The 21,757-nt window shown below is 48.0% G+C and carries 21 protein-coding genes; 14 read left to right on the top strand and 7 right to left on the bottom strand.

Features of this window, described 5'->3' with window-relative positions:
• Nucleotides 1-99: 99 nt before the first annotated feature.
• The 3 genes from ACWXW9_RS14515 to ACWXW9_RS14505 all read left to right on the top strand — a co-directional run bounded on the left by ACWXW9_RS14515 (nucleotide 100) and on the right by ACWXW9_RS14505 (nucleotide 4,977).
• Nucleotides 100-2,991: a 2-oxoglutarate dehydrogenase E1 component gene (locus tag ACWXW9_RS14515; RefSeq protein WP_494929959.1), complete on the top strand. Its 2,892-nt coding sequence runs from the start codon at nucleotides 100-102 to the stop codon at nucleotides 2,989-2,991.
• A 5-nt stretch (nucleotides 2,992-2,996) separates the two neighbouring features.
• On the top strand, nucleotides 2,997-4,307 hold the full coding sequence (gene odhB / locus ACWXW9_RS14510; RefSeq protein ID WP_494929958.1) for a 2-oxoglutarate dehydrogenase complex dihydrolipoyllysine-residue succinyltransferase: 1,311 nt from the start codon (nucleotides 2,997-2,999) through the stop codon (nucleotides 4,305-4,307).
• Between the two features lie 139 nt (nucleotides 4,308-4,446).
• Nucleotides 4,447-4,977: a YfiT family bacillithiol transferase gene (locus ACWXW9_RS14505; protein ID WP_494929957.1), complete on the top strand. Its 531-nt coding sequence runs from the start codon at nucleotides 4,447-4,449 to the stop codon at nucleotides 4,975-4,977.
• A 117-nt stretch (nucleotides 4,978-5,094) separates the two neighbouring features.
• Here ACWXW9_RS14505 and ACWXW9_RS14500 read toward each other — a convergent pair whose 3' ends face one another.
• From ACWXW9_RS14500 to mnmL, 4 genes are all read right to left on the bottom strand, one after another.
• Nucleotides 5,095-6,072 (bottom strand): alpha/beta fold hydrolase, encoded by a 978-nt coding sequence (locus ACWXW9_RS14500; protein ID WP_149095277.1) that lies wholly within the window; start codon nucleotides 6,070-6,072, stop codon nucleotides 5,095-5,097.
• A 25-nt stretch (nucleotides 6,073-6,097) separates the two neighbouring features.
• Nucleotides 6,098-7,072, bottom strand: coding sequence for a type I phosphomannose isomerase catalytic subunit (locus ACWXW9_RS14495; protein WP_494929956.1), 975 nt, complete (start codon nucleotides 7,070-7,072; stop codon nucleotides 6,098-6,100).
• A gap of 176 nt (nucleotides 7,073-7,248) precedes the next feature.
• Nucleotides 7,249-7,830, bottom strand: coding sequence for a tRNA 5-(aminomethyl)-2-thiouridylate-methyltransferase MnmM (mnmM, locus tag ACWXW9_RS14490; protein ID WP_494929955.1), 582 nt, complete (start codon nucleotides 7,828-7,830; stop codon nucleotides 7,249-7,251).
• A complete protein-coding gene (mnmL, locus tag ACWXW9_RS14485) occupies nucleotides 7,831-8,784 on the bottom strand; it encodes a tRNA modification radical SAM protein MnmL/YtqA (RefSeq protein WP_494929954.1) in 954 nt (317 codons plus the stop codon). It lies immediately after the preceding gene.
• A 304-nt stretch (nucleotides 8,785-9,088) separates the two neighbouring features.
• Between mnmL and ACWXW9_RS14480 the strand changes: the two genes are divergently transcribed.
• Together ACWXW9_RS14480 and trmB are read left to right on the top strand one after the other, a co-directional pair.
• Nucleotides 9,089-9,286 (top strand): hypothetical protein, encoded by a 198-nt coding sequence (locus ACWXW9_RS14480; protein WP_014280552.1) that lies wholly within the window; start codon nucleotides 9,089-9,091, stop codon nucleotides 9,284-9,286.
• 104 nt (nucleotides 9,287-9,390) lie between these two features.
• Nucleotides 9,391-10,104 (top strand): tRNA (guanosine(46)-N7)-methyltransferase TrmB, encoded by a 714-nt coding sequence (gene trmB, locus ACWXW9_RS14475; RefSeq protein ID WP_494929953.1) that lies wholly within the window; start codon nucleotides 9,391-9,393, stop codon nucleotides 10,102-10,104.
• Nucleotides 10,105-10,130: 26 nt separating this feature from the next.
• Here the strand turns inward: trmB and ACWXW9_RS14470 are convergent, their stop codons facing one another.
• Complete coding sequence (locus ACWXW9_RS14470) at nucleotides 10,131-11,264, bottom strand: MGDG synthase family glycosyltransferase (RefSeq protein ID WP_494930021.1); 1,134 nt, start codon at nucleotides 11,262-11,264, stop codon at nucleotides 10,131-10,133.
• 51 nt (nucleotides 11,265-11,315) lie between these two features.
• Nucleotides 11,316-11,843: a phosphatase PAP2 family protein gene (locus ACWXW9_RS14465; protein ID WP_044646674.1), complete on the bottom strand. Its 528-nt coding sequence runs from the start codon at nucleotides 11,841-11,843 to the stop codon at nucleotides 11,316-11,318.
• Nucleotides 11,844-12,445: 602 nt separating this feature from the next.
• On the opposite strand from ACWXW9_RS14465, the gene ACWXW9_RS14460 reads away from it, so the two are divergent.
• From ACWXW9_RS14460 to ACWXW9_RS14420, 9 genes are all read left to right on the top strand, one after another.
• Nucleotides 12,446-13,684, top strand: coding sequence for a glycosyltransferase family 2 protein (locus tag ACWXW9_RS14460; RefSeq protein WP_494929952.1), 1,239 nt, complete (start codon nucleotides 12,446-12,448; stop codon nucleotides 13,682-13,684).
• Between the two features lie 318 nt (nucleotides 13,685-14,002).
• Nucleotides 14,003-14,500 carry a translation initiation factor IF-3 gene (gene infC / locus ACWXW9_RS14455; protein ID WP_014280557.1) on the top strand — a complete coding sequence of 166 codons (498 nt, stop codon included), beginning with the start codon at nucleotides 14,003-14,005 and terminating at the stop codon, nucleotides 14,498-14,500.
• A gap of 20 nt (nucleotides 14,501-14,520) precedes the next feature.
• Entirely contained in the window at nucleotides 14,521-14,721 is a 201-nt protein-coding gene (gene rpmI, locus ACWXW9_RS14450; RefSeq protein ID WP_013309379.1) for a 50S ribosomal protein L35, read from the top strand.
• A gap of 53 nt (nucleotides 14,722-14,774) precedes the next feature.
• The gene (gene rplT, locus ACWXW9_RS14445) at nucleotides 14,775-15,134 is read left to right on the top strand and encodes a 50S ribosomal protein L20 (RefSeq protein WP_007429517.1); all 360 of its coding nucleotides are present in this window, start codon (nucleotides 14,775-14,777) and stop codon (nucleotides 15,132-15,134) included.
• A 376-nt stretch (nucleotides 15,135-15,510) separates the two neighbouring features.
• Entirely contained in the window at nucleotides 15,511-16,548 is a 1,038-nt protein-coding gene (locus ACWXW9_RS14440) for a BMP family lipoprotein (protein WP_494929951.1), read from the top strand.
• 141 nt (nucleotides 16,549-16,689) lie between these two features.
• Nucleotides 16,690-18,228, top strand: a complete 1,539-nt coding sequence (locus tag ACWXW9_RS14435; protein ID WP_494929950.1) for an ABC transporter ATP-binding protein — start codon at nucleotides 16,690-16,692, stop codon at nucleotides 18,226-18,228.
• Nucleotides 18,221-19,300, top strand: coding sequence for an ABC transporter permease (locus ACWXW9_RS14430; protein ID WP_044646669.1), 1,080 nt, complete (start codon nucleotides 18,221-18,223; stop codon nucleotides 19,298-19,300). The genes ACWXW9_RS14435 and ACWXW9_RS14430 overlap by 8 nt, the downstream gene beginning before the upstream one ends.
• Nucleotide 19,301: 1 nt before the next feature.
• A complete protein-coding gene (locus ACWXW9_RS14425; RefSeq protein ID WP_044646668.1) occupies nucleotides 19,302-20,261 on the top strand; it encodes an ABC transporter permease in 960 nt (319 codons plus the stop codon).
• A 265-nt stretch (nucleotides 20,262-20,526) separates the two neighbouring features.
• Nucleotides 20,527-20,877 carry a hypothetical protein gene (locus tag ACWXW9_RS14420; RefSeq protein ID WP_494929949.1) on the top strand — a complete coding sequence of 117 codons (351 nt, stop codon included), beginning with the start codon at nucleotides 20,527-20,529 and terminating at the stop codon, nucleotides 20,875-20,877.
• 34 nt (nucleotides 20,878-20,911) lie between these two features.
• Here ACWXW9_RS14420 and ACWXW9_RS14415 read toward each other — a convergent pair whose 3' ends face one another.
• Complete coding sequence (locus ACWXW9_RS14415) at nucleotides 20,912-21,352, bottom strand: GNAT family N-acetyltransferase (protein ID WP_494929948.1); 441 nt, start codon at nucleotides 21,350-21,352, stop codon at nucleotides 20,912-20,914.
• Nucleotides 21,353-21,757 lie beyond the last annotated feature (405 nt).

Here is a 21,757-nt window from a genome sequence, read left to right as displayed (position 1 = left end):
AGCATATTGTGAACAACTTAAAATGAGAATTTCGCAAAAACTGAAATGAAAATGATTTCCGTCCAGCTATGAATTTCAAAATTTGACGGAGGGAACGAGATGACAATGGAAGAGAGCAGCAGACAGGTACCTTGGCAGAGTTATTATGGACCTAATCTAGGTTATGTGCAGGACCAGTATGAAAAGTATGTAGCGGACCCCGGAACAGTTGATCCGGCTTACCGCGAGCTGTTTGATCAATGGGGTGAGCCGCCGCAATCCGAATACTCGGCTGCTTCCATGATAGACTACAAATTGCAAGGCCCCCCGGCAAGCGCTCAGGGACATCTTGACTCGAACACATTACAGAAAGCGGTTACAGCCGGGAAAATGGTGTGGAACATCCGTGAGTACGGACATTTGGCTGCACAAATAGACCCGCTGGGACTGGATGCGGAGCAGGATACTCGCTTGCTTGATCCGGCATCCTACGGTTTAACTGAACAGGACCTAAAGGCTTTTCCGGCCTCTTTAATATGGGATAACGCTCCTGCCGGAACACTTAACGGCTGGGAAGCCATCCAACGTCTGCGTGCGGCATACACAGGCCCGATTGCCTATGAATTTAGTCACATTCATAATGAGGAGGAACGCCGCTGGCTGAACAGCTATGCTGAATCCGGCTGGTCCTCCAAACCACTCACCACACAGGAACGCAAGGCATTGCTAGGCAGACTGGTAGAGGTGGAGCAATTCGAAGAGTTTTTGCATAAAACGTTTGTCGGACAGAAACGTTTTTCCATCGAGGGTAATGATGTCCTTGTACCGGTACTCGACGAGATTATCCGTCTTACGACGAATGCAGGTGCAAGCCACGTCTTGATGGGGATGGCGCATCGTGGTCGTCTGAATGTACTGGCCCACGTGCTGGGCAAGCCTTACAGCAAGATTTTCTCTGAATTTCATCATTCTCCGAATAAGGATCTGATTCCGTCGGAAGGCTCAACGGGAATTAATTACGGCTGGACCGGAGATGTAAAATACCATCTGGGTGCCGATCGTTTTGTAAAGGATGGGGAAGCGGTACAGGCCCGTCTGACATTGGCGAATAACCCGAGTCATCTGGAATACGTGAATCCGGTCGTGCAGGGCTTTTCCCGCGCAGCGCAGGAGGATCGCAGGGAAGCAGGCTATCCGAAGCTGGATGTCAGCAAGGCGGCAACCATTATCATGCATGGCGATGCGGCTTTTCCAGGTGAAGGCATTGTAGCGGAATCACTTAATTTCACGAATTTGCGCGGCTTCCGTAATGGCGGCTCGGTTCATATTATTGTTAACAATCGTTTGGGCTTTACAACGGAAAGCGTGGACTCACGTTCGACCCGCTATGCAAGCGATCTGGCCAAAGGCTATGAAATTCCGATCGTACACGTGAACGCGGACAATCCTGAGGCGTGTATTGCAGCAGCTCGAATGGCTGGTGAATATCGCAACCGTTTCAAGAAGGATTTCCTGATTGATCTGATCGGCTACCGCCGTTACGGTCATAATGAATCGGATGATCCGGAAACAACGCAGCCGCTGGTATACAGCAAGGTGAAAAACCATCCAACGGTTAGCAAATTGTACGCTCAAATCCTGATTAAGCAAGGAATTGTGGATGAAGCGTACAATGCTGGGCTTATCGATAAGGTGCAAAATCGACTGAAGGAAGCACACGAGCATGTGAAGAATAACCCGGAAGAGGAGCCGAAAATTGCTCCTGCCAAGGCAAAACGGGGTCAGGATTCTGTGGTTCATACAGCAATAGAGCTGAAAAAGCTGCGCCAGATCAATGAAAACCTGCTGAAATGGCCGAAAGACTTTCAGGTATATCCGAAGCTGGATCGTATTCTACAGCGCAGAAAAACGGCTCTGAACGATGGCGAAAAGGTAGATTGGAGCTTAGCGGAAACGCTGGCTTTGGCTACAATTCTGGCCGATGGAAAACCGATTCGTATGACAGGTCAGGATGCAGAGCGGGCAACCTTTGCTCACCGTAACCTTGTGCTGCATGAGCCTGAAACCGGCAATACGCATTGCCCTCTGCATACTTTGCCGGAAGCACGTGCTTCGTTCAGTATTCATAACAGTCCGTTGTCCGAGGCGTCTGTTCTTGGCTTTGAATATGGCTATAACGTGTACTCTCCTGAAACGTTAGTGATTTGGGAAGCGCAATTCGGTGATTTTGCCAACTGTGCGCAGGTTATTTTCGACCAGTTCATTTCCGCTGGTCGCGCCAAATGGAGACAGAAATCCAGTCTGGTGATGCTGTTGCCTCATGGTAGTGAAGGACAAGGACCGGAGCATACAAGCGCACGTCTGGAGCGTTTCCTCCAACTGTCTGCACAAAATAACTGGACTGTCGCTAACTTGAGCAGTGCCTCGCAGTATTTCCATCTGCTGCGCCGTCAGGCTGCATTAAGCGAAAGTGAGGAAGCTCGTCCGCTTGTGATGATGTCGCCGAAAAGCCTTATTCGTAACAACCGTGTCGCTTCGCCTGCTTCCGAGTTCAGCGAAGGAACATTCCGTCCCGTGCTGGAGCAGTCCGGATTGGGTGCGCGCCCGGATCGTGTCGAGCGGATTGTACTGTGCAGTGGCAAGATTGCAATTGATCTGGAAGAGGCGTTGGAGAAGGACAAGGCTGAAGCGGAGGACCGTCTGCACATCATTCGCGTCGAGCAGTTGTATCCTTTCCCGGAAGAGGAAATTCGGAATATTTTCAGCCGCTTTCAACATGTTAAGGAATTCGTATGGGCACAGGAAGAACCGAAAAACATGGGTGCCTGGAGTTACATCGAGCCTCGTCTGCGAAATGTAGTGCCACAAGGAGCGGAAATTCGCTACGCAGGCAGACCGGATCGTTCCAGCCCGGCGAGTGGTTATCAGCAAGTACACAGCCTAGAGCAGCAGCGAATTATTCAATCAGCGTTGAAGCAGGATTCCAAAAACAATATTACACTGGGGAGGTAGCGGCTGTGAGCGATATTTTAGTGCCAGCAATGGGAGAATCCATCACGGAAGGAACAATCTCCAAATGGCTTGTGAAGGAAGGGGATTCCGTAGGACAGGGAGATGTTCTACTGGAACTGGAAACCGATAAGGTCAACCTGGAAATTAGTGCAGAAGAAGCGGGTGTAGTCCAGAAAATCCTTCGACAGGAAGGGGAAACGGTAGTTATCGGTGAAGCAGTTGGCTTGATTGGAAGTGGCAGTGGGAGCGGTAACGCAGAACCATCCGGTGCCGGAGAAGCAGCAGCGACCAAAGTGCCGGAAGCACCGTCTGTAGCCACTTCGCCCGCTTCCACAGCAGGCCGCACACCAGCAGCGGAGCAGGCCGCACAGCCTATTGCATCCAACGGTGACGGGAACGGTCAGACGGCATCTCCCTCTGCCCGGAAGCTGGCACGTGAGCGTGGAATTGATCTGGAGCAGGTACAGGGGAAGGACCCGCTTGGGCGCGTGTTCCAGGAGGACGTTAAAACGCATGCAAATAGCGCTGATGTCTCGCGAGCTGCATCACCTGCACCTGCGACTCCTGCTGCGAATAAGCCTGCGGCGGCGTCCTCGTCTCAGACAGAGTACAGCAAGCCGGTGGAACGTCAGCGCATGTCCCGCCGTAGAGCAACCATTGCCAAGCGTCTCGTTGAGGCACAGCAAACGGCCGCTATGCTCACGACCTTTAATGAAGTGGATATGACCGCCATCCTTGATGTTCGCAAACGCCGCAAAGATAAGTTCAAGGAGAAGCACGATGTAGGGCTGGGCTTTATGTCCTTCTTTACAAAGGCAGTGGTCGGCGCGCTCAAGCGGTTCCCTACTGTGAATGCGGAAATTAACGGCGATGATATCGTACTGAAAAAATACTATGATATCGGGATTGCCGTATCTGCGAAGGAAGGGCTGGTTGTACCCGTTGTACGGGATGCTGATCGTCTCGGCTTTGCCGAAATTGAGAAGAGCATTGCAGAGCTGGCTGGCAAAGCACGTTCCAATTCGCTTTCTCTGGCGGATCTGCAAGGTGGAACCTTTACCATTACCAACGGAGGTATTTTCGGTTCCCTGCTGTCTACGCCAATCCTGAACACACCGCAAGTGGGTATTTTGGGAATGCATAAAATCCAGCTTCGCCCGATTGCCATTGACGAGGAACGTATGGAAAATCGTCCGATGATGTATATCGCGTTGTCCTATGATCACCGGATTATTGATGGGAGCGAAGCGGTTCGCTTCCTGGTAACGGTCAAAGAATTGCTGGAAGATCCGGAATCGCTGTTGCTGGAAGGATAAAATACACCAACAGTTGTATTTAATTTTTACGTCTATGAAAAAGCAGGCTCTTGCGGGTCTGCTTTTTTTCCTGCATAGTTAAAACATAAGATTACAGGTAACAGGATACTCAGATGCGAAAGAAGGGTGGGGGACTGTTTTGGATCATGATTTGCGCTTCCCGATTGGGCCATTTGTCGTTCCAGATACGATTACAGAAGAACAGCTTGTGGCATGGACTCAAGATATTGCTGAACTGCCTTCTCAGCTTCGTCAGGCGGTGGAAGGGCTGGATGAACAACAGTTGAACACGTCTTATCGCGAAGGCGGCTGGACGGTTCGGCAGGTTGTTCATCATCTGGCAGACAGCCATATGAACAGTTATGTTCGCTTCAAGCTGGCGCTAACAGAGGATACACCCACGATTAAGCCATATGATGAGGGACGTTGGGCCGAAATACCGGATGCAAGGGAGCTTCCGCTCGAGCCTTCTCTGCAATTGCTGGAAGGGCTGCATGAACGGTGGGTGGTTGTGTTGCGTTCGCTGGGGGATGATCAATTACACCGAACGTTTATCCATCCGGAATCAGGTCAGACGATTCGCCTAGAACGAAACATCGGCATCTATGCCTGGCATGGCAAACATCATATAGCTCATATTACTTCCCTAAGAGAACGGAATGCATGGTAATTTTGAACATAACCTCAAAGTAAAAATTAAACACAAAAAAGAAACCTTCAAGTCCACTGTAATCGTGGTTTGAAGGTTCCTTTTTTATTCCAGCGAGGATGACCTGGACAAAGCGGATCAACCGGATGTCTCAGAGCCTCCAGACAAAACAGAAACGGAGGTCGCTGCTGTGTTGACATGACGATCCAGCCAATCCACGATATCGTTCATGACCTCGTTGCGGTTCGTTTCATGCAGCATCTCATGTCGGCCGTCAGGATAGAGACGATATTCTACATCCTGAAGCTTCAAACTTCGGTACATATCCACCAGCGACAGAACACCTTTACCGAACAACCCCACCGGATCACGGTCCCCGGCAAAAATATAGACTGGCAGTTTGGAATTGATTTTTTCGAGTGAGGAGGGCCAATGGATTTCCTGCAAAAGCCGGAAAAAATCCAGAAAAAAGCCTGTCGTGCAGATGGCTCCGCATAACGGATCATGCACGAATTGATCTACTTCCTCGGGATCGCGGGATAGCCAGTCGAACGCCGTCCGCACCGGACGAAAGGCCCGATTAAATCCGCCGAAGACCATAGCGTTGAGCAGTATGCTGCGGTGATCCATTCCTTGCAGTTTGGCTTGCAGCAGGGCAACTTGCTCTCCGAGTTTCAGCAGACCGCGCCGCCCGTTCGTTCCCGATAAAATAAACCCGTGATACTGTTGCCTGTCATCATACATGATTTTTTGGGTTAAAAAGGACCCCATACTATGACCGAGCAAAAAACGAGGCCGATCCGGAAACTCCTTGGCCGCAATTTCGCCCAGCTCCAGCATACCGCTTGCCATTCGTTTGAATGCATCCGCTCCCGGCATGCCAAGCTTATCTGGATCACCAGCGGTACGTCCGTGGCCGATATGATCGTTGGCATATACACCGTAGCCGGAAGCTGTAAGTTTCTCAGCCAAGCGAATATAGCGGTGGGACGTCTCGCACATCCCGTGCGAAATCTGAACGATTCCCCGCACGGGCGTATGCTCATCCGGTAGCCAGCGGTAGGCAAAAAGCTCCGTTCCGTCATTTTCAGCGATGGTGAAGGTATATTCCCGCATGATTAGACAACACACCCTTTAAGCTTTAAGGAAGATAAGATCTAAGGACAGTCATTCCGTCATTCAGCGTGTACCCGCCCAGATTGGCGGGTAACAGAAAGCAATCTCCGGCTTTGCAGGAGAGAGAGGCCGAATGATTGTCCCACGTTAATGAACCGCTACCTTCGCAAATCACGAGAATGGTAAAGCTGTCATCGGTTGTGGAAAGCGTCCAGCTTCCCTCTACGATACCCTTTTCCACGACAAAATACTCACAGGCTGCGAGTTGAAGCCATTCACCCGGCTGCAAATCACCTGTCTTCATCGTTGTTGCACCAGCCCCCTCGTAAGAGGTCACATTGAGGGAGTCCTCGATATGCAGCTCACGGGGCTTGCCATCCAGACCAGGACGGTTGTAGTCATATAACCGATAGGTGGTATCTGAATTTTGCTGAATTTCAGCAACAACAACGCCTGCACACAGCGCATGTACGGTTCCAGCAGGGATGAAGAATGTGTCGCCAGCCTCGACATGAACCTGTCGCAAGCTGCCCAGGATGTCTCCGCTTTCAAGAGCGGTACGCAGGCTGTCCCGGGTCACGCCCTCGGTCAGACCGTAAATAATTTTAGCATCCGGCTTGGCATCAAGCACGTACCACATTTCGGTTTTTCCCAGCTCTCCGGCTGGAAGTCCTGCATAATCATCTGTCGGATGCACTTGCACGGACAGATCGTCATTGCAATCCAGCAGCTTGATCAGAAGCGGAAAACGTCCGCCTTTTTCCGATACGCCCTTGGCCCCGAGCCAGTCCTGCCCGTAGGTTTCGCGAATTTCATCCAGTCCTTTGCCAGCCAGCTCGCCATTGATGACCGTTGTGGTTCCATTTGGATGATCGGCAATCATCCATCCTTCGCCAATATGTCCTTCCGGCGGGGTCAAACCGAATTGTTCCAAGGCTCGTCCTCCCCAAACTCTCTCTTTGAACTCAGGTTGAAATTGCAGCGGGTATGGCTTTAGCATAATTTCTCTCCTCCATAATGAGTAATGAGTGCGACCTAACAGAATAGGGAAAACAGAAACGTGCCGTTGGGGCAATAAAACTGGGATGAATAGCCCGTACGACGATCAAAAAAGATATATGTAAGGCGACTAAAAAAAGCCGCTCATAACCTGAATGTGCAATAAAAAAGCAGATATTATTTTTTTTCAACCGCTACTATGTAGGGCGAAGCGGCTCGCTGTAGTTGGCGATAAATAATGCTTTGACCGCTGGATACCGGGAGGGCGGAAGCCCATTGAAGGACAGCTTCCGCTTCCTCGCCACCCCCGGCGTGCCCCGGATACAGTACGGCGGTCAGAATACCGCGAGGGCGTAGCAGATACATTGCCGCATCAAGAGCGGTGAGCGTGCTGTCCGTATGCGTGATAACAGACGGGTCAGCGCCCTCGGAGGGCAAGTAGCCGAGGTTAAACATGACCGCAGCGACTTTGCCATGCAGCTTGTCGGGAATGGCCTTCCGCATCTTCTCATGGCCTTGGTGCAGCAGCGACACCTCCGCCAGTGAGGTTGATTCGTCTTCGTCAAGCCGACGACGAGCGAGTTGCAACGCCTCCTGCTGGATATCGAAGCCGTAGATTCGTCCCCGTCTTCCGGCAGCCTTAGCCAGGAAAAGCGTATCCGCTCCAGTGCCAACTGTGGCATCTATAGCGGTATCGCCCGGCTGGACTCGCGCAGCTACCAATTGATGTGCGTAACTCAGAACGGACAGGAAGCCCATTTAAGACTGCCTCCAATACTTACCTTGCCACGTTTCACGCGATTTTAGCTCATCGTCAATGGCATTAAGTACTTCCCATTTTTTGAGCGACCACATCGGCCCCATCAGCAAATCGCGTGGTGCATCCCCGGTCAACCGATGAACGATCATTTCGGGCGGCAAAAATTCCAGCGTATCGACGATCAGCTTGACGTATTCATCCTTTTCCAGAAAGCGTAGCAACCCGGCTTCATACTGCTTGACCATCGGCGTTTTGCGCATGAGATGCAGCAGGTGGATTTTGATGCCCTGCACATCCATAGCCGCCACTGCGCGACCTGTGTCCAGCATCATTTCATGCGTTTCCTGCGGCAGTCCGTAAATAATGTGCGCGCACACGCGGATATTGCGCTTGCGCAGCTTTTCCACCGCATCCAGGTAGCATTGAGTGTCATGCGCGCGGTTAATCAGCTCCGAGGTGGATTCATGGACAGTTTGCAGGCCCATTTCGATCCACAGGTATGTGCGCTCGTTCAGCTCGGCAAGGTAATCCACTACATCGTCAGGCAGGCAATCGGGACGTGTAGCAATGGAAAGGCCGACAACGCCGGGCTGCTCCAGAATCACCTCGAAGTATTCGCGCAGCTCCTCAACCGGGGCATACGTATTCGTATAGGCTTGAAAATAGCCGATATATTTGGCATTTGGCCATTTTAGATGCTGTCGGTCCCGAATCGTATTGAATTGGGTGACCAGATCGTCCCGGCGGCGTCCTGCAAAATCACCAGATCCCCGTGCGCTGCAAAAGGTGCAGCCTCCTTTGGCAATTGAACCATCCCGGTTCGGACAGGTAAAACCCGCATCCAGCATGACTTTAAACACTTTATTTTGAAATTGCTCGCGCATTTCGTGATTCCACGTATGGAACCGTTTATCTCCCCATAGGAGAGGAGCAGGCAACAGATCTGTTTTCATGGGTGTACTCCTTTTTTTGCGATCACCCTATTGTAACAAAAATCAGTCGGAATTGGGAATCACTTGATAGCGAAAGGCAGGAGAAAGTGCGGATTTTATTGGATTCAGGATTGAAAAAGGTTACACCATGTGTTATATTGTAAGCGGTACCAGACATATTACAAAAGGACTGTTTTCGATCCTGAAAATAAAAGTTAACCATCGGCTAATGATTATTTTTCAGGGCAGCTGTGCTGCTTCTATCGCCTGCTTTAGGGTAAATGCACGTCGGTTCCATCACTAATAACCCGTGAGGTGATCTTTTATGAGTACGCAGGATAAAACGCGTATGGATAAAGTTACTGTTGAGTTAACCTTTGATGAGGCATTGGCGCTAACTGGTGTCCGTTTTGGGCAGGACCGCCAGATTGGAACGGCCGCACGTCAAAAAATCAGAGCCGCTTGCCAAAAGACGATTGATTTTTCACCTGCTGATGGGGTAGACTATGAACAATTAAATTAGTTGGACCCCAATCCAAATATATTGAAAAAGGAATTTCATTTCCGTATCTTCAAGCGGGGGTGAAATTCCTTTTTCCTTGATAACAGAGCATATGGAGGAGTAACATGCGTTTACGCGGAAGAAAAGGAATACGGGAAAGTCTGGAAGAACAGCAGGACCTGGTCATCTTGGAGCCGGGACAGTATAAAGGAAAGTGGCAGCAGCTTTTTGGCAATGATCGTCCGATTCATGTGGAGTTCGGCATGGGCAAAGGTCGGTTTATCAGCCAAATGAGCTATCGGAATCCGGAAATCAACTATATTGGCTTTGATATGTACGACGAGCTGGTGCGTCGTGCAGCAGAAAAGTCACGTCTGGCCTGGAGTGATACAGAGGTGGATACGCCGCCTAATATCAAATTGGCGCTGGCGAACATTGAACAGATTGAAAATGTTTTTGAACCTGGGGAAATTGAACGCATTTATTTGAATTTTAGCGATCCGTGGCCTAAAGCCAAACACGCGCGTCGTCGTTTGACGCATCCGCGCTTTTTGGACAAGTACCGTCAGCTTTTGAACAGCAAGGGGCAAATTCATTTCAAAACCGATTCGGAGACGCTGTTTGAGTTCTCACTGAATTCGTTTACTGATAGTGGTCTGCAAATGACGAATATATCGTTGAACCTTCATCGTGATGGTATCAATGAAGAGCATGTCATGACCGAATATGAAAATAAATTTATGGGCAAAGGTATGAACATCCATCGTGTCGAGGTGCTGATCGGCCAAGATGCATTGGAACAGTATGAGAAAATCCGCCTTGAGAAGTATGGAAAATAATAATTATAAAACAGGGTGCTTCCTTTTTAGGAAAGCACCCTGTTTGGTTCCAGTATATCCAAAATACTTTGTGCACTCTGAAGAGGATAATATCGCGCTACATTATGAACGTGATCCTGTCGCTTGCGAACGATTTCCGGAAATTCGTGTAGCAGCCGGTTCATCCATTTAACGACAACATCCAGCGAAGTAATCGGTTCTCCGAAGCCTTGAGCCGTAAAGTATTGGCAATTTTCTTCTTCCTGTCCGGGGAGAGGTTTGTGAAACAACATCGGAATCCCTTTTGCCAGCCCCTCGGTGCATGTCATTCCGCCGGGCTTGGTAATAAGCAGATTCGATACCTCCATTAATTTGTCGATTTCCCGCGTAAACCCGAAAATATGAATATTCGGATGATCGAAGCGGGGGTCCATCTGCATTTTACGACGAATTTTATCATTATGACCCAGACAAAAAATAAATTGAATGTTTTCTCTCCAATGGGTAAGCGAGCGATGAATGACTTCATCGTTCATCAGACCCCAGCCGCCGCCCATAACGAGCACGGTGGGTATCGGCTTAAGACCGAATTGGTCCCGTATTTCGTCGTGCCCCGGATGCTCCCAGAAATTTGGATGAACCGGAATACCCGTGACTTGAATTTTCGACATAGGCACTCCACGTACGCGCAATTTGCGCATGACCTCAGGCGTAGATACAAAGTAGCGGTCAACCTCGGGACTGATCCATGTTCCATGCGCATCGTAATCTGTAATGACGGTACAAAGCGGGACATGTACGCCCAAGCGCTTCAAACGTGAAATCACCGCACTTGGGATGGGATGAGTGCATACCACCAAATCAGGACGAAGCTGCCGGAGAATGTTACGGGTCTGCGTGTAGAACAGACGATGCAAAGCGAGCGTTGTAAGACGGTTTAATGATTTTTTATACTGATGACGGTAAACCATTCCGATCAGGCGAGGCTGCGATATGATAGTCTTCTTGTACGCTGTAATAATGAGTGGAGCCATTCTCGGATTCAAAAAGCTCCCCAATTCCAGCACTCTGGTCTGCACATTCGGAGAAAGCTTGCGCAAACTGCTTGAGAGCGCGTACGCAGCTTGAGTATGTCCGGCACCGAAACCTTCCGATAATAATAACACTCGTTTTTTAGCCACTCTCATTTCACCTGTTCCTGCTGGGATGTTCTCAATCATACCATATCGGCTTTAAGGCCAGAATGCAACCGTCCCTATTGCCGCAGATGTGCCGATGACCGCTCCTGCGAGTACGTCCGTAGGATAGTGGAGCCCCAAGTAAATTCTTGAAAATCCCACAATCAGTGCGACAGGCAGCAAAAGAAGTGTAAGTATGGGCGACTGTAACATAAAAGGGACGGTCACTGAAAAAATTGCGGTTGTATGCCCTGAAGGAAAAGAATGATCCGACAGGGGATTACGGAAAGTATTCGTATCTGGCAGTGCCAGGTACGGACGAATCCGCGGGTACAGCTTCTTGGCGATGGCTACAGGGATGTGGCTGACTCCGAGCGCGATAGCCCCCTTCATACCGGATTCCTTCCATGGAAGCGGAGCGAGCAGCCATACAAGCAGTGTGGAGGTGATTGTAAAGGTTGCCCCACCCAGATGTGTAAGATAATAAAGCCAGAAGTTCAAAAAACGATTGTGTAAGCGCCCGTTGATCCATTTGAACAACTGCTTCTCCAGATTTACAAGCTTTACGACTAGACGTTGCATTTGGTTTCCTCCGGTTGCCGTGCCGGGTTGGTCGGCAAATATTTTGAATCACTTGGACAGAATCAGGCGATAAGTAATTATTCTCTTGCTCTCATCATATTTTTAAACGCTGCTCATTTCAAGAATCACCACTTGTCTGGTTCAATTCTACACAAAAATGTTAATGGAATATAAGTTAAATTGTATAACTTTCTTTGCGTTCATCCGTCTAATACGATAAAGTATTTAGAAGTGGCTGTTAAATGGCCCACAAAAAGGAGGGACTAAAGAAATAAAAAGTTAGCAAATGGATGAAAATAAGACCTACCGTCATGAATGAAAGGCTCAGCCTCGCATTCATGGTTTAAACGGGAGTTAGTCGTGTTTTTTTGCTGCTGAGACCAGTTTAAAGGCTTTGACAAAAGATTGAAAACCAACGAAAATCGTAATGGCATTCCTGTGTCAGCCAAAAGGGGGCTGCGCACAGCTAATGAAAAAAGCAAGGGTCGGGTCAAAAACTAAAAAAAAGGCGCGCAAAGCGCCGCAACTTGCGCTACACAGATAGAAAACAAACAAACGCAAGATTTTTAAAGGGGTATAAAAAAAGGGGGTAACAAGAGATTATGTTAGACGCCATTTTCGTGACGCTCCAGGTTATACTGGCGCTGATCGCGGTCTATCAGTTCGCATTCTCCTTGTTCGGTCTGGTTCGCAAAAAAAGAAAAGAGCATGCAGCTCCGGAAAAATCATTTGCCATTTTGGTCGCTGCCCACAACGAGGAACAGGTTGTTGGAGCATTGATGGAGAACTTGAAGCAACTTGATTATCCAAAGGAACTGTACGATGTATTCGTTATTTGTGATAACTGCACGGACAAGACGGCGGACATCGTTCGCGCTCACGGCATGAATGCTTGTGAACGTACGAATCCGAATCTGCGTGGTAAAGGCTATGCCATTGAGTGGATGCTCAAGGAGTTGTGGGCTATGCCACGTCAATATGATGCGATTGTCATGTTCGATGCTGACAATTTGGCACATACGAATTTCTTGAGTGAAATGAACAACGATTTGTGCACAGGTGCCCGTGTTATTCAGGGGTACATTGATACGAAGAATCCTGAGGATTCATGGATTACTGCTGCATACGGGGTATCTTACTGGTACATCAACCGTTTGTGGCAGTTGTCACGTCACAACCTGAACATGGCTAACTTCCTTGGTGGTACAGGCATGTGCTTTGAAACGAATCTGCTCAAGGAAATGGGTTGGGGTGCGACGAGTCTGGTAGAGGATTTGGAGTTCACCATGCGCTGTACACAACGCAACGTATATCCAAGATTTAATTATGATGCCAAGGTATATGACGAGAAGCCATTGACTTTTAAAGCTTCCTCCAGACAACGTCTGCGGTGGATGCAGGGTCACTTTACAGTCGCTCGCCGTTATTTCTTCCCGTTGCTGTGGCAGAGCATCAAGCATAGAAGCCTGATCAAATTCGATATGGCTCTTTATGGTCTAAACGTGTATATCGTACTGCTTACCTTCTTGATGACAGTAGCGATGTGGGTAGACATTGCGTTATTTGGTGGACCTAATATCGAAAATATCTATGTACAATTCCCGGCTTGGACCGGTGTTATAGCTGTTGGTCTGAATATTACCACCTTTTTGATCGCAATGATCCTGGAAAAGGTCACGTTCAAAAAAGTATATCTTTATTTGCTGCTGTTCCCTGTCTATCTGATTTCGTGGTATCCGATTACGTTCTATGCGTTCTTTACGCAAAACAACAAGCAATGGAGCCACACCCAGCATACGCGTGTCGTTCGGCTGGAAGAAGTTCAAAGCAAGCAGGGCTAATACAGATTAGGAATTTAGTGTATCGCAGACCCCAAGTGTCGACCGTTTTGAATAAATGTGTTGACACTCTGGAGAGTTGCGTGATATGATGTTCAAGTATGTTAAATGAAAAGTATGGATTAACAAGTAGAAGGTCCGACTTCTCACCTGTCCGGTATTGCCGGCTGGTCTTGATCCAATGATTTGTGAATTGAACTTTCATGATGAATTGAGTATCAGACAGGGATGTCGGCTGTATAGTCGTCATCCCTTTTTTGTGCTTTAACACAATACAACAATAACAGGTTCTGGAGGTGGAGGGTTATTAGTAAGGAACATATGATCAATGATGAGATTCGGGTGAGAGAAGTACGTCTGGTTGGTGCTAACGGGGAACAAATCGGGATTACACCGACTCGTGAAGCTCTGCAAATGGCGATTGACGCAAACTTGGATCTCGTGAACGTGGCGCCTCAAGCGAAGCCGCCCGTGTGTCGGATTATGGATTACGGAAAATTCCGCTATGAGCAACAGAAGAAAGAAAAGGAAGCCCGTAAAAACCAGAAGATCGTTGACATCAAAGAGGTATGGTTCCGTTCCAACATCGAGGAGCATGACTACCAGACCAAGTTTCGCAATGTGGTGAAGTTCCTGAATGAAGGGGACAAGGTGAAATGCTCCGTTCGTTTCCGCGGTCGGGAAATTACCCATGCTAACGTGGGTCAAAAAATTCTCGAACGTGTGAAAGTAGAAGTTGCTGATCTTTGTACCGTGGAGCGCCAACCCAAGCTCGAAGGACGCAGCATGATTATGATATTGGCTCCAAAGAGTCAATGACAAATTAAGGAGGAAGTTCAATGCCTAAAATGAAAACACATAGCAGCCTTAAAGGCCGCTTCAAGATTACCGGTACGGGTAAAGTAATGCGTTACAAAGCTTACAAAAATCACTTGCTTTCCCACAAATCCAAACGTGCAAAACGCGTTCTGGGTACTAACCCTGAGATGGCACCTGGGGACGTTAAGCGTCTGAAACAAGGTCTTGCTAACCTGAAATAGCACACAGCACGGCAATGAATTAAGCATAAACATTATTTGGGAGGTCTTTTGATATGGCAAGAGTAAAGGGCGGATTCGTCGTTCGTCGTCGTCATAAAAAAGTATTGAAGCTTGCTAAAGGTTATTTTGGTTCCAAACACCGCATTTTTAAAACAGCTAATGAGCAGGTAATGAAATCGCTTGTTTACGCATACCGTGACCGTCGTCAGACGAAACGTAACTTCCGCAGACTGTGGATCGTGCGTATCAATGCAGCAGCTCGTTTGAACGGTTTGTCTTACAGCAAACTGATGCACGGCCTGAAATTGGCTGGTGTGGACATTAACCGCAAAATCTTGGCTGATCTTGCAGTCAACGATATCAATGCGTTCAACTCTTTGGCAACTGTTGCTAAAGGCAAAATCAACGCTTAATTATTGAAATGAAGGCGTGGAAACCGCGAAAGTGGTTGAAAAGGTATCCCGAGCAGTATGCTGTTTAGGGATGCCTTTTTTTGTACATACTTAACGAAATGAAAAGGCCCAAATTATTCAAAATACGAATAAACATGACGTGTGATGACAGAATGTATGGGTTTTGCAATAGGTATAGCGCTTACATTGATAGGATTTCAAAAAAAATTGACCCAAGGTTATTAATCATCTAGATTTTAGTCGATCATAATTGTATAATCTCTAAAGTAAGTCTTCTGTACGATCTGTCTCGACAGTAAATGGCATGTATGACGTGTCTATTTTCAGAGAAAAGAGACAGTCCAGGGATCTAACACTAAGGGGGAACAGTATCAGCATGAAGAAAATGTTCAGTATGTCTTTGGTTATGCTGCTAGCGATCTCAGTCATTCTCGCAGGCTGCGGTAACAAAAATCAAGGCGCGTCCAATGCAAGTGGCGGAGACGCAGGTGGTTCTGCCAAAACATCCAATGTCCAAATCGGCATGGTTACAGATGTAGGTGGAGTAAACGACAAGTCGTTTAACCAATCTGCATGGGAAGCATTGCAAGCCATTGAAAAAGAAACAGGCACCAAGGCTAAATACTTGCAAAGTAAATCGGATCAAGATTATATTCCTAACCTGAACCAATTTGTTAAGGGCGGTTTTAACCTGACTTGGGGTATTGGTTTTAATCTGGCGAATGCGATTGGACAAGTAGCGAAAGACAACCCGGACAAAAATCTGGCGATCATCGACAGTGTCGTAGATGCGCCTAATGTAAAATCGGTTGTTTTTGCTGAAAATGAAGGTTCCTTCCTGGTGGGGGTTGTAGCTGGTAAACTCACCAAAACAAACAAAATCGGTTTTGTGGGTGGACAAGATAGCCCGCTGATCAAACGTTTTGAAAAAGGCTTCGAAGCGGGTATTAAAGCAGTAAATCCAAATGCAAAATTGGAAGTAAACTACACAGGTGCGTTTGATAAGCCGGATCTGGGTAAAGCAGCAGCTGCAACGATCTACAACAGCGGTGCGGACATTATTTTCCACGCAGCTGGCGGATCAGGTACAGGCGTATTTAACGAAGCGCTCGCACGGAAGCAACAAGGTCAGCAAGTATGGGTTATCGGTGTAGATAAAGACCAATCGCTTGAGTTTGGTGATGACGTAACGTTGACTTCAATGGTCAAACGTGTGGATGAAGCCGTAAAACGCGTATCCCAGGAAGTTATCGACGGTAAATTTAAGGGCGGTATCGAAACGCTGGCTCTGAAAGATAACGGAATTGGCTTGGCGGATACATCCAGTAAAAACGTTCCTAAAGACGTGCTTGATCTCGTAGAACAATACAAGCAAAAAATTATTAAGGGCGAAATTACAGTTCCTTCGAAATAAGATTTGGCTTGCAAGATAAATAAGGGTGGCGACAAGGCTGGTTCACAAGACTAGCCTTGTTCTTACGTCTGGAGTTATACAGATCATAACGGTAAATCAGCTCATTGGAGCACATACTATAAAGTATATAAGGGTGATCTCATGGATGCAGCGACCCCCGTCGTTGAGTTAAAGCAAATTACAAAACGATTCCCCGGCATCGTTGCCAACGACTCCATCAGCATCAAGCTGCATAAGGGAGAAATTCATGCCCTTTTGGGTGAGAATGGTGCGGGTAAATCTACGCTTATGAATATTCTTTTCGGACTGTATCAGCCGGATGAAGGATCGATAGAAATCGGTGGGAAACCAGTACAGATTGATAGCCCCAATAAGGCGATTGATCTGGGGATTGGCATGGTGCATCAGCATTTTAAGCTTGTGCAGCCGTTTACTGTAACCGAAAATATTGTCCTGGGCTCGGAGCCACGCAAAGGTCTGAAAATCAATTATAAAAAGGCTGCTGCCGAAGTACAGCGGTTGTCTGAGCAGTACGGCCTTCAGGTGAATCCGAATGCCAAAATTGAAGATATATCTGTCGGCATGCAGCAGCGTGTGGAAATTATCAAAACGCTCTACCGTGGCGCAGATATCCTGATTTTCGACGAGCCAACAGCGGTGTTGACTCCACAGGAAATCATTGAGCTGCTGGACATTATGAAGCGTCTGGTAGCTGAAGGCAAGTCCATTATTCTTATCACTCATAAACTTAAAGAAATCATGCAAATTGCAGATACAGTTACGATTATTCGTCGGGGTCAGGTCATTGATACGGTCAAAACATCGGAAACGACTCCAAATGATCTGGCGGAGAAAATGGTAGGCCGCCGTGTGTCCTTTAAAGTGGACAAGCAGGCTGCCCAGCCGGGGCAAACCGTTCTGGAAATGAGCCATGTGGTCTCTAAAAACAAGGATGGCATTAGTGTTCTGAATGAGCTGAACCTGCAAGTCAAGGCAGGTGAGATTTTAGGAATCGCCGGAGTAGATGGCAATGGACAGAGTGAGCTAATTGAAGCTTTGACTGGTTTACGTAAGGTCGATGGCGGGCACATCCGATTGCTCGGACAAGAAATGACGAATCAGTCACCACGTAAAATTTCAGAGGCAGGCGTTTCGCATATCCCGGAGGACCGCCATAAGCACGGGTTGGTACTCGATTTTTCCATGAGCGAAAACATGGTTCTGGAGACGTACTATCAGGCTCCTTACAGTAAAAACGGCTTTTTGAACAAAGAGGCTATTGATAAGCAGGCGAAAAGTCTCATTGAGAAATTTGATGTGAGAACACCGGATATTCATACCAAGGCAAGAGCGTTATCCGGCGGTAATCAGCAAAAGGCAATCATTGCGCGTGAAATCGATAAAAACCCTGACCTGCTCATTGCGGCCCAGCCTACACGTGGGTTGGATGTTGGAGCGATTGAGTTTGTCCAGAAACAACTGATTGCCCAGCGGGATCAAGGTAAAGCAGTATTGCTCATTTCCTTTGAGCTGGATGAAATTATGAATGTATCCGACCGTATTGCTGTCATTTATGAAGGCAAGATTGTTGGGGAAGTGCTGCCGGAAGAAACGAATGATCAGGAATTGGGACTGATGATGGCCGGAAGTGCAGTGAAGAAAGGAGTAGAGAATGGCTAACCTATTGAAAATATTTACAAAAGACTCCTTTGTTCTGGCGCTGGTCTCTATTATTTTGGGTCTTCTTCTGGGTGCTGTCGTGATGCTGATTGGCGGCTACGATCCCATTGTTGCGTATTCTGCACTATTTAGCCGTGTGTACGGAGACTCATACAACTTTGGTGAGGCTATCCGTGAAATGACTCCACTGATTTTGACGGGATTGGCATTTGCTTTTGCGGCTCGTGCCGGATTGTTTAACATCGGCGGTGAAGGTCAATTTCTGGTGGGTATGACGGCTGCTTCGATTGTGGGCATCAAACTGCATGGACTGCCTGCTATTATACATGCGCCGCTGGCGATCATTGCCGGGGCGGTATTCGGTGGTCTATGGGCTGCAATTGCTGGCTATTTGAAGGCCAAGCGTGGCGTTAATGAGGTTATCACCTGTATTATGATGAACTGGATTGGTCTGTATTTGGCTAACCTGGTGATTAACCAGTTTGCACTCCTGCAGGGTGAAAATCGTTCCGTGGATATTCAGCCTTCCGCTTCGATTTCGATTGAATGGCTGTCACAGATGATGGGAAATGCTCGGGTTCATTGGGGGACGGTCATTGCTGTGCTGGCGGCGGTATTTTTCTATATTTTCATGTGGAAAACCAAGCAGGGCTACGAACTGCGTGCTGTCGGATTTAATCAGGACGCATCCCGCTATGCAGGTATGAATGTGAATCGCAACATCGTAAAAGCGATGTTCATTAGTGGTGTTTTTGCCGGACTGGCGGGTGCCTTTGAAGTGCTGGGGGTATTCCATTATCAATCCGTCATGGCAGGATCGCCGGGAACCGGCTTTGATGGTATCGCGGTGGCGCTCATTGGGATGAATAATCCGTTCGGTGTGCTGCTTGGCTCTGTTTTGTTCGGAACGCTTACGTATGGTTCTGCGGGGATGAGCTTTAGCGCGGATGTGCCGCCCGAAATTATTCGGATTGTCATCGGCTCGATTATTTTCTTTATTGCAGCTCAGGGAATTGTACGTTGGGTTGTGAAGCCGCTCTACTCCAAGCGGAAGAAAGAGAAGGTGTTGTAAAATGAGTTGGTTAACACTTGGTGAATTAATCCATACAACGCTCGTTTTTGCGACGGCGATTATATTTGCGTCTCTCGGCGGAGTTTTTTCGGAAAAATCCGGTGTGACGAACCTTGGGCTGGAAGGTCTTATGGTGTTCGGGGCGTTTGCGGCGGGTGTAGGCGGATTTTATGCGGAACAAGCAGGGCTGGGGGGAACCTCTGCCGCTTGGGTAGGTGTGCTGTCGGCGGCGGTATTCGGCATTCTGGTTTCGCTGATTCATGCTGTAGCCTCGATTACGTTTAAAGCCGATCAGGTCATTAGCGGGATTGTTATCAACTTTTTGGCGGCAGGCAGTACGCTATACATGGTTAAGCTTTTATTTGAGGGTGATGGCGATACTGGGCGAATTCAGGGGTTTAGCGAAATATCCATTCCCTATCTAGTAGATATTCCGATTTTAGGAAAAGCCTTTTTCCAAGCCTATCCAACGACCTATTTGGCCATATTATTAGTCATTATTGGATATTTTACATTGTATAAAACGCCGTTCGGCTTGCGTTTGCGTTCTGTGGGAGAGCATCCGGGCGCTGCGGATACCGTTGGTATCAAGGTAAATCGCCTGCGTTATATCGGGGTCATGATCAGCGGCGCGTTGGCTGGTATTGGCGGAGCTACGATCACCTTGACGACGACAAATATGTTTTCGCATAATACGGTATCTGGTCAAGGATATATTGCCATTGCCGCTATGATTTTCGGAAAATGGAACCCGCTCGGCGCTTTTGGCGCAGCTGTGTTTTTTGGATTTTCTCAAGCCATTCGCAACTATGTGCAGTTGTTCGCATGGTCGCAAAGTATTCCCCAGGAAATTATTTTTATGCTGCCGTATCTCCTGACGATTATTGTGCTGGTAGTGGCTGTAGGGCGCTCGCGTGCTCCCGCTGCTTTGGGTCAGCTCTATGATCCAAGCAAGCGCTAATTTTACACGGGCAGTTAAAAGCTGTTGTCTTGAAATCTGAAAATTGCATTTGTTCGCAAATCCGGTATCTGCATTCGCAGGTGCCGGATTTTTTTAGGTTGTGCAGGCATTCAAACATACGCTTCTGGCATGGATGGAATAGACTGTGCTATGCAGATTGGACGAACGCTCGGCCCCTGTCAGCTCCAGTCTGTTTTGTGGTGGCGGTAAGCTATCAAGGAGCCGTTCAATCTGTCCATCCGTTGAGAAAGAAGGAGGAAATACGATGAAACAGGCAGTAACCAGAAAGCAGGTGGAGAAGCTTGTCGGCAAAGTCATTCTGGCTACTCGCAAGGATGGTTCCCAGGTCAGCGGCAAGCTGATTCGCATTTCGGGTAACCGACTGATTCTTCAGCCCAATCGCAAGAAAAAGGTAAAGACAAAGGCAATTATTCCCTTGGTGCTGTTCGATTTGCTTGCCATCGGCACAGCTCCTTACGTTGGTGGTTATGGTGGTGGTTATGGCGGCTACGGACCAGGTTATGGGGGGCCGGGATACGGTGGACCTCAGTACGGCCCATATACAGATGGGGGATACCCCGGAGAAGGTTATCCGTTTTACCCCAATTTATTCTAGGATATTGGAATGATGAGCTGTAGGAGGCACTCTTTCACAATGCCTTTTCAAGTTCATGGCATCGGCTCAGGGAGACGTATCGTAGCATTTGATAATGGTTACGCAGATAAAAGCGGATTCCACGGATGTTGTCTTCGTCTACCATGACTTTTGCCCGCTTGCAGCGTCGTAGACGTCCGTATTGCTCGGCATGCTCCAGCAGTTTTTTCCCGTAGCGCTGGCCTTGATGAGACGAAGAGATTGCAATCAAATCAATATACAGCAGCTCTCCATGCAGCATAACATGAATGAAGCCGACAGGCTGCGCATTATCCGGCCTGCAAGCGACAAAAGTGATGCCCCGGTTTAAGCGCCGGGGTAATTCTTTACGAATTTGATCCATTTCTTGTGTGCTTAAATGCGATAGGGGAACAAGCTCTTGCTCGATCAGTCGAAGGATCATGCGGTCATCCTGAGCGCTGCGTTTGCGGATCATAAGCGGGCCTCCTTTTCCACCCTTTTAGCAAGGCAAGACGCAGCTTTGGAGGTGCGCACAGTCTCGCCGTGTGGTCTTTTTTATAATATGCGGATACCTCATGGAAGCGTGCGACTCAGAGGTACCCTGGAGAAAAAACAAAAATTTTTATGAAATCTGGGTATTGACTATCCCAGATGGGGGACATATAATGTGTCTAAACATTTGAAAGAATGACATGAACTCAACGGCAATGAAAAGGACGAAGTGATTAGGGCTCTTTTGTTCAGAGAGTGAGGCATTAGCTGCAAGCTTCACCAAAATCCCTTTTTAACGAGCTCACCTTGGAGCTGTTTTCCTGAAAAGTATTTGGGCCCGATGATATTTAGCGGTGTGCTGAATCACCTATTAGGGAAAATCGTACGG

It is taken from the genome of Paenibacillus sp. LT-B23 (assembly GCF_059417685.1).
The sequence above is the reverse complement of the archived record's forward strand: the minus strand, read 5'-3'. Positions and strand labels throughout refer to the sequence as shown.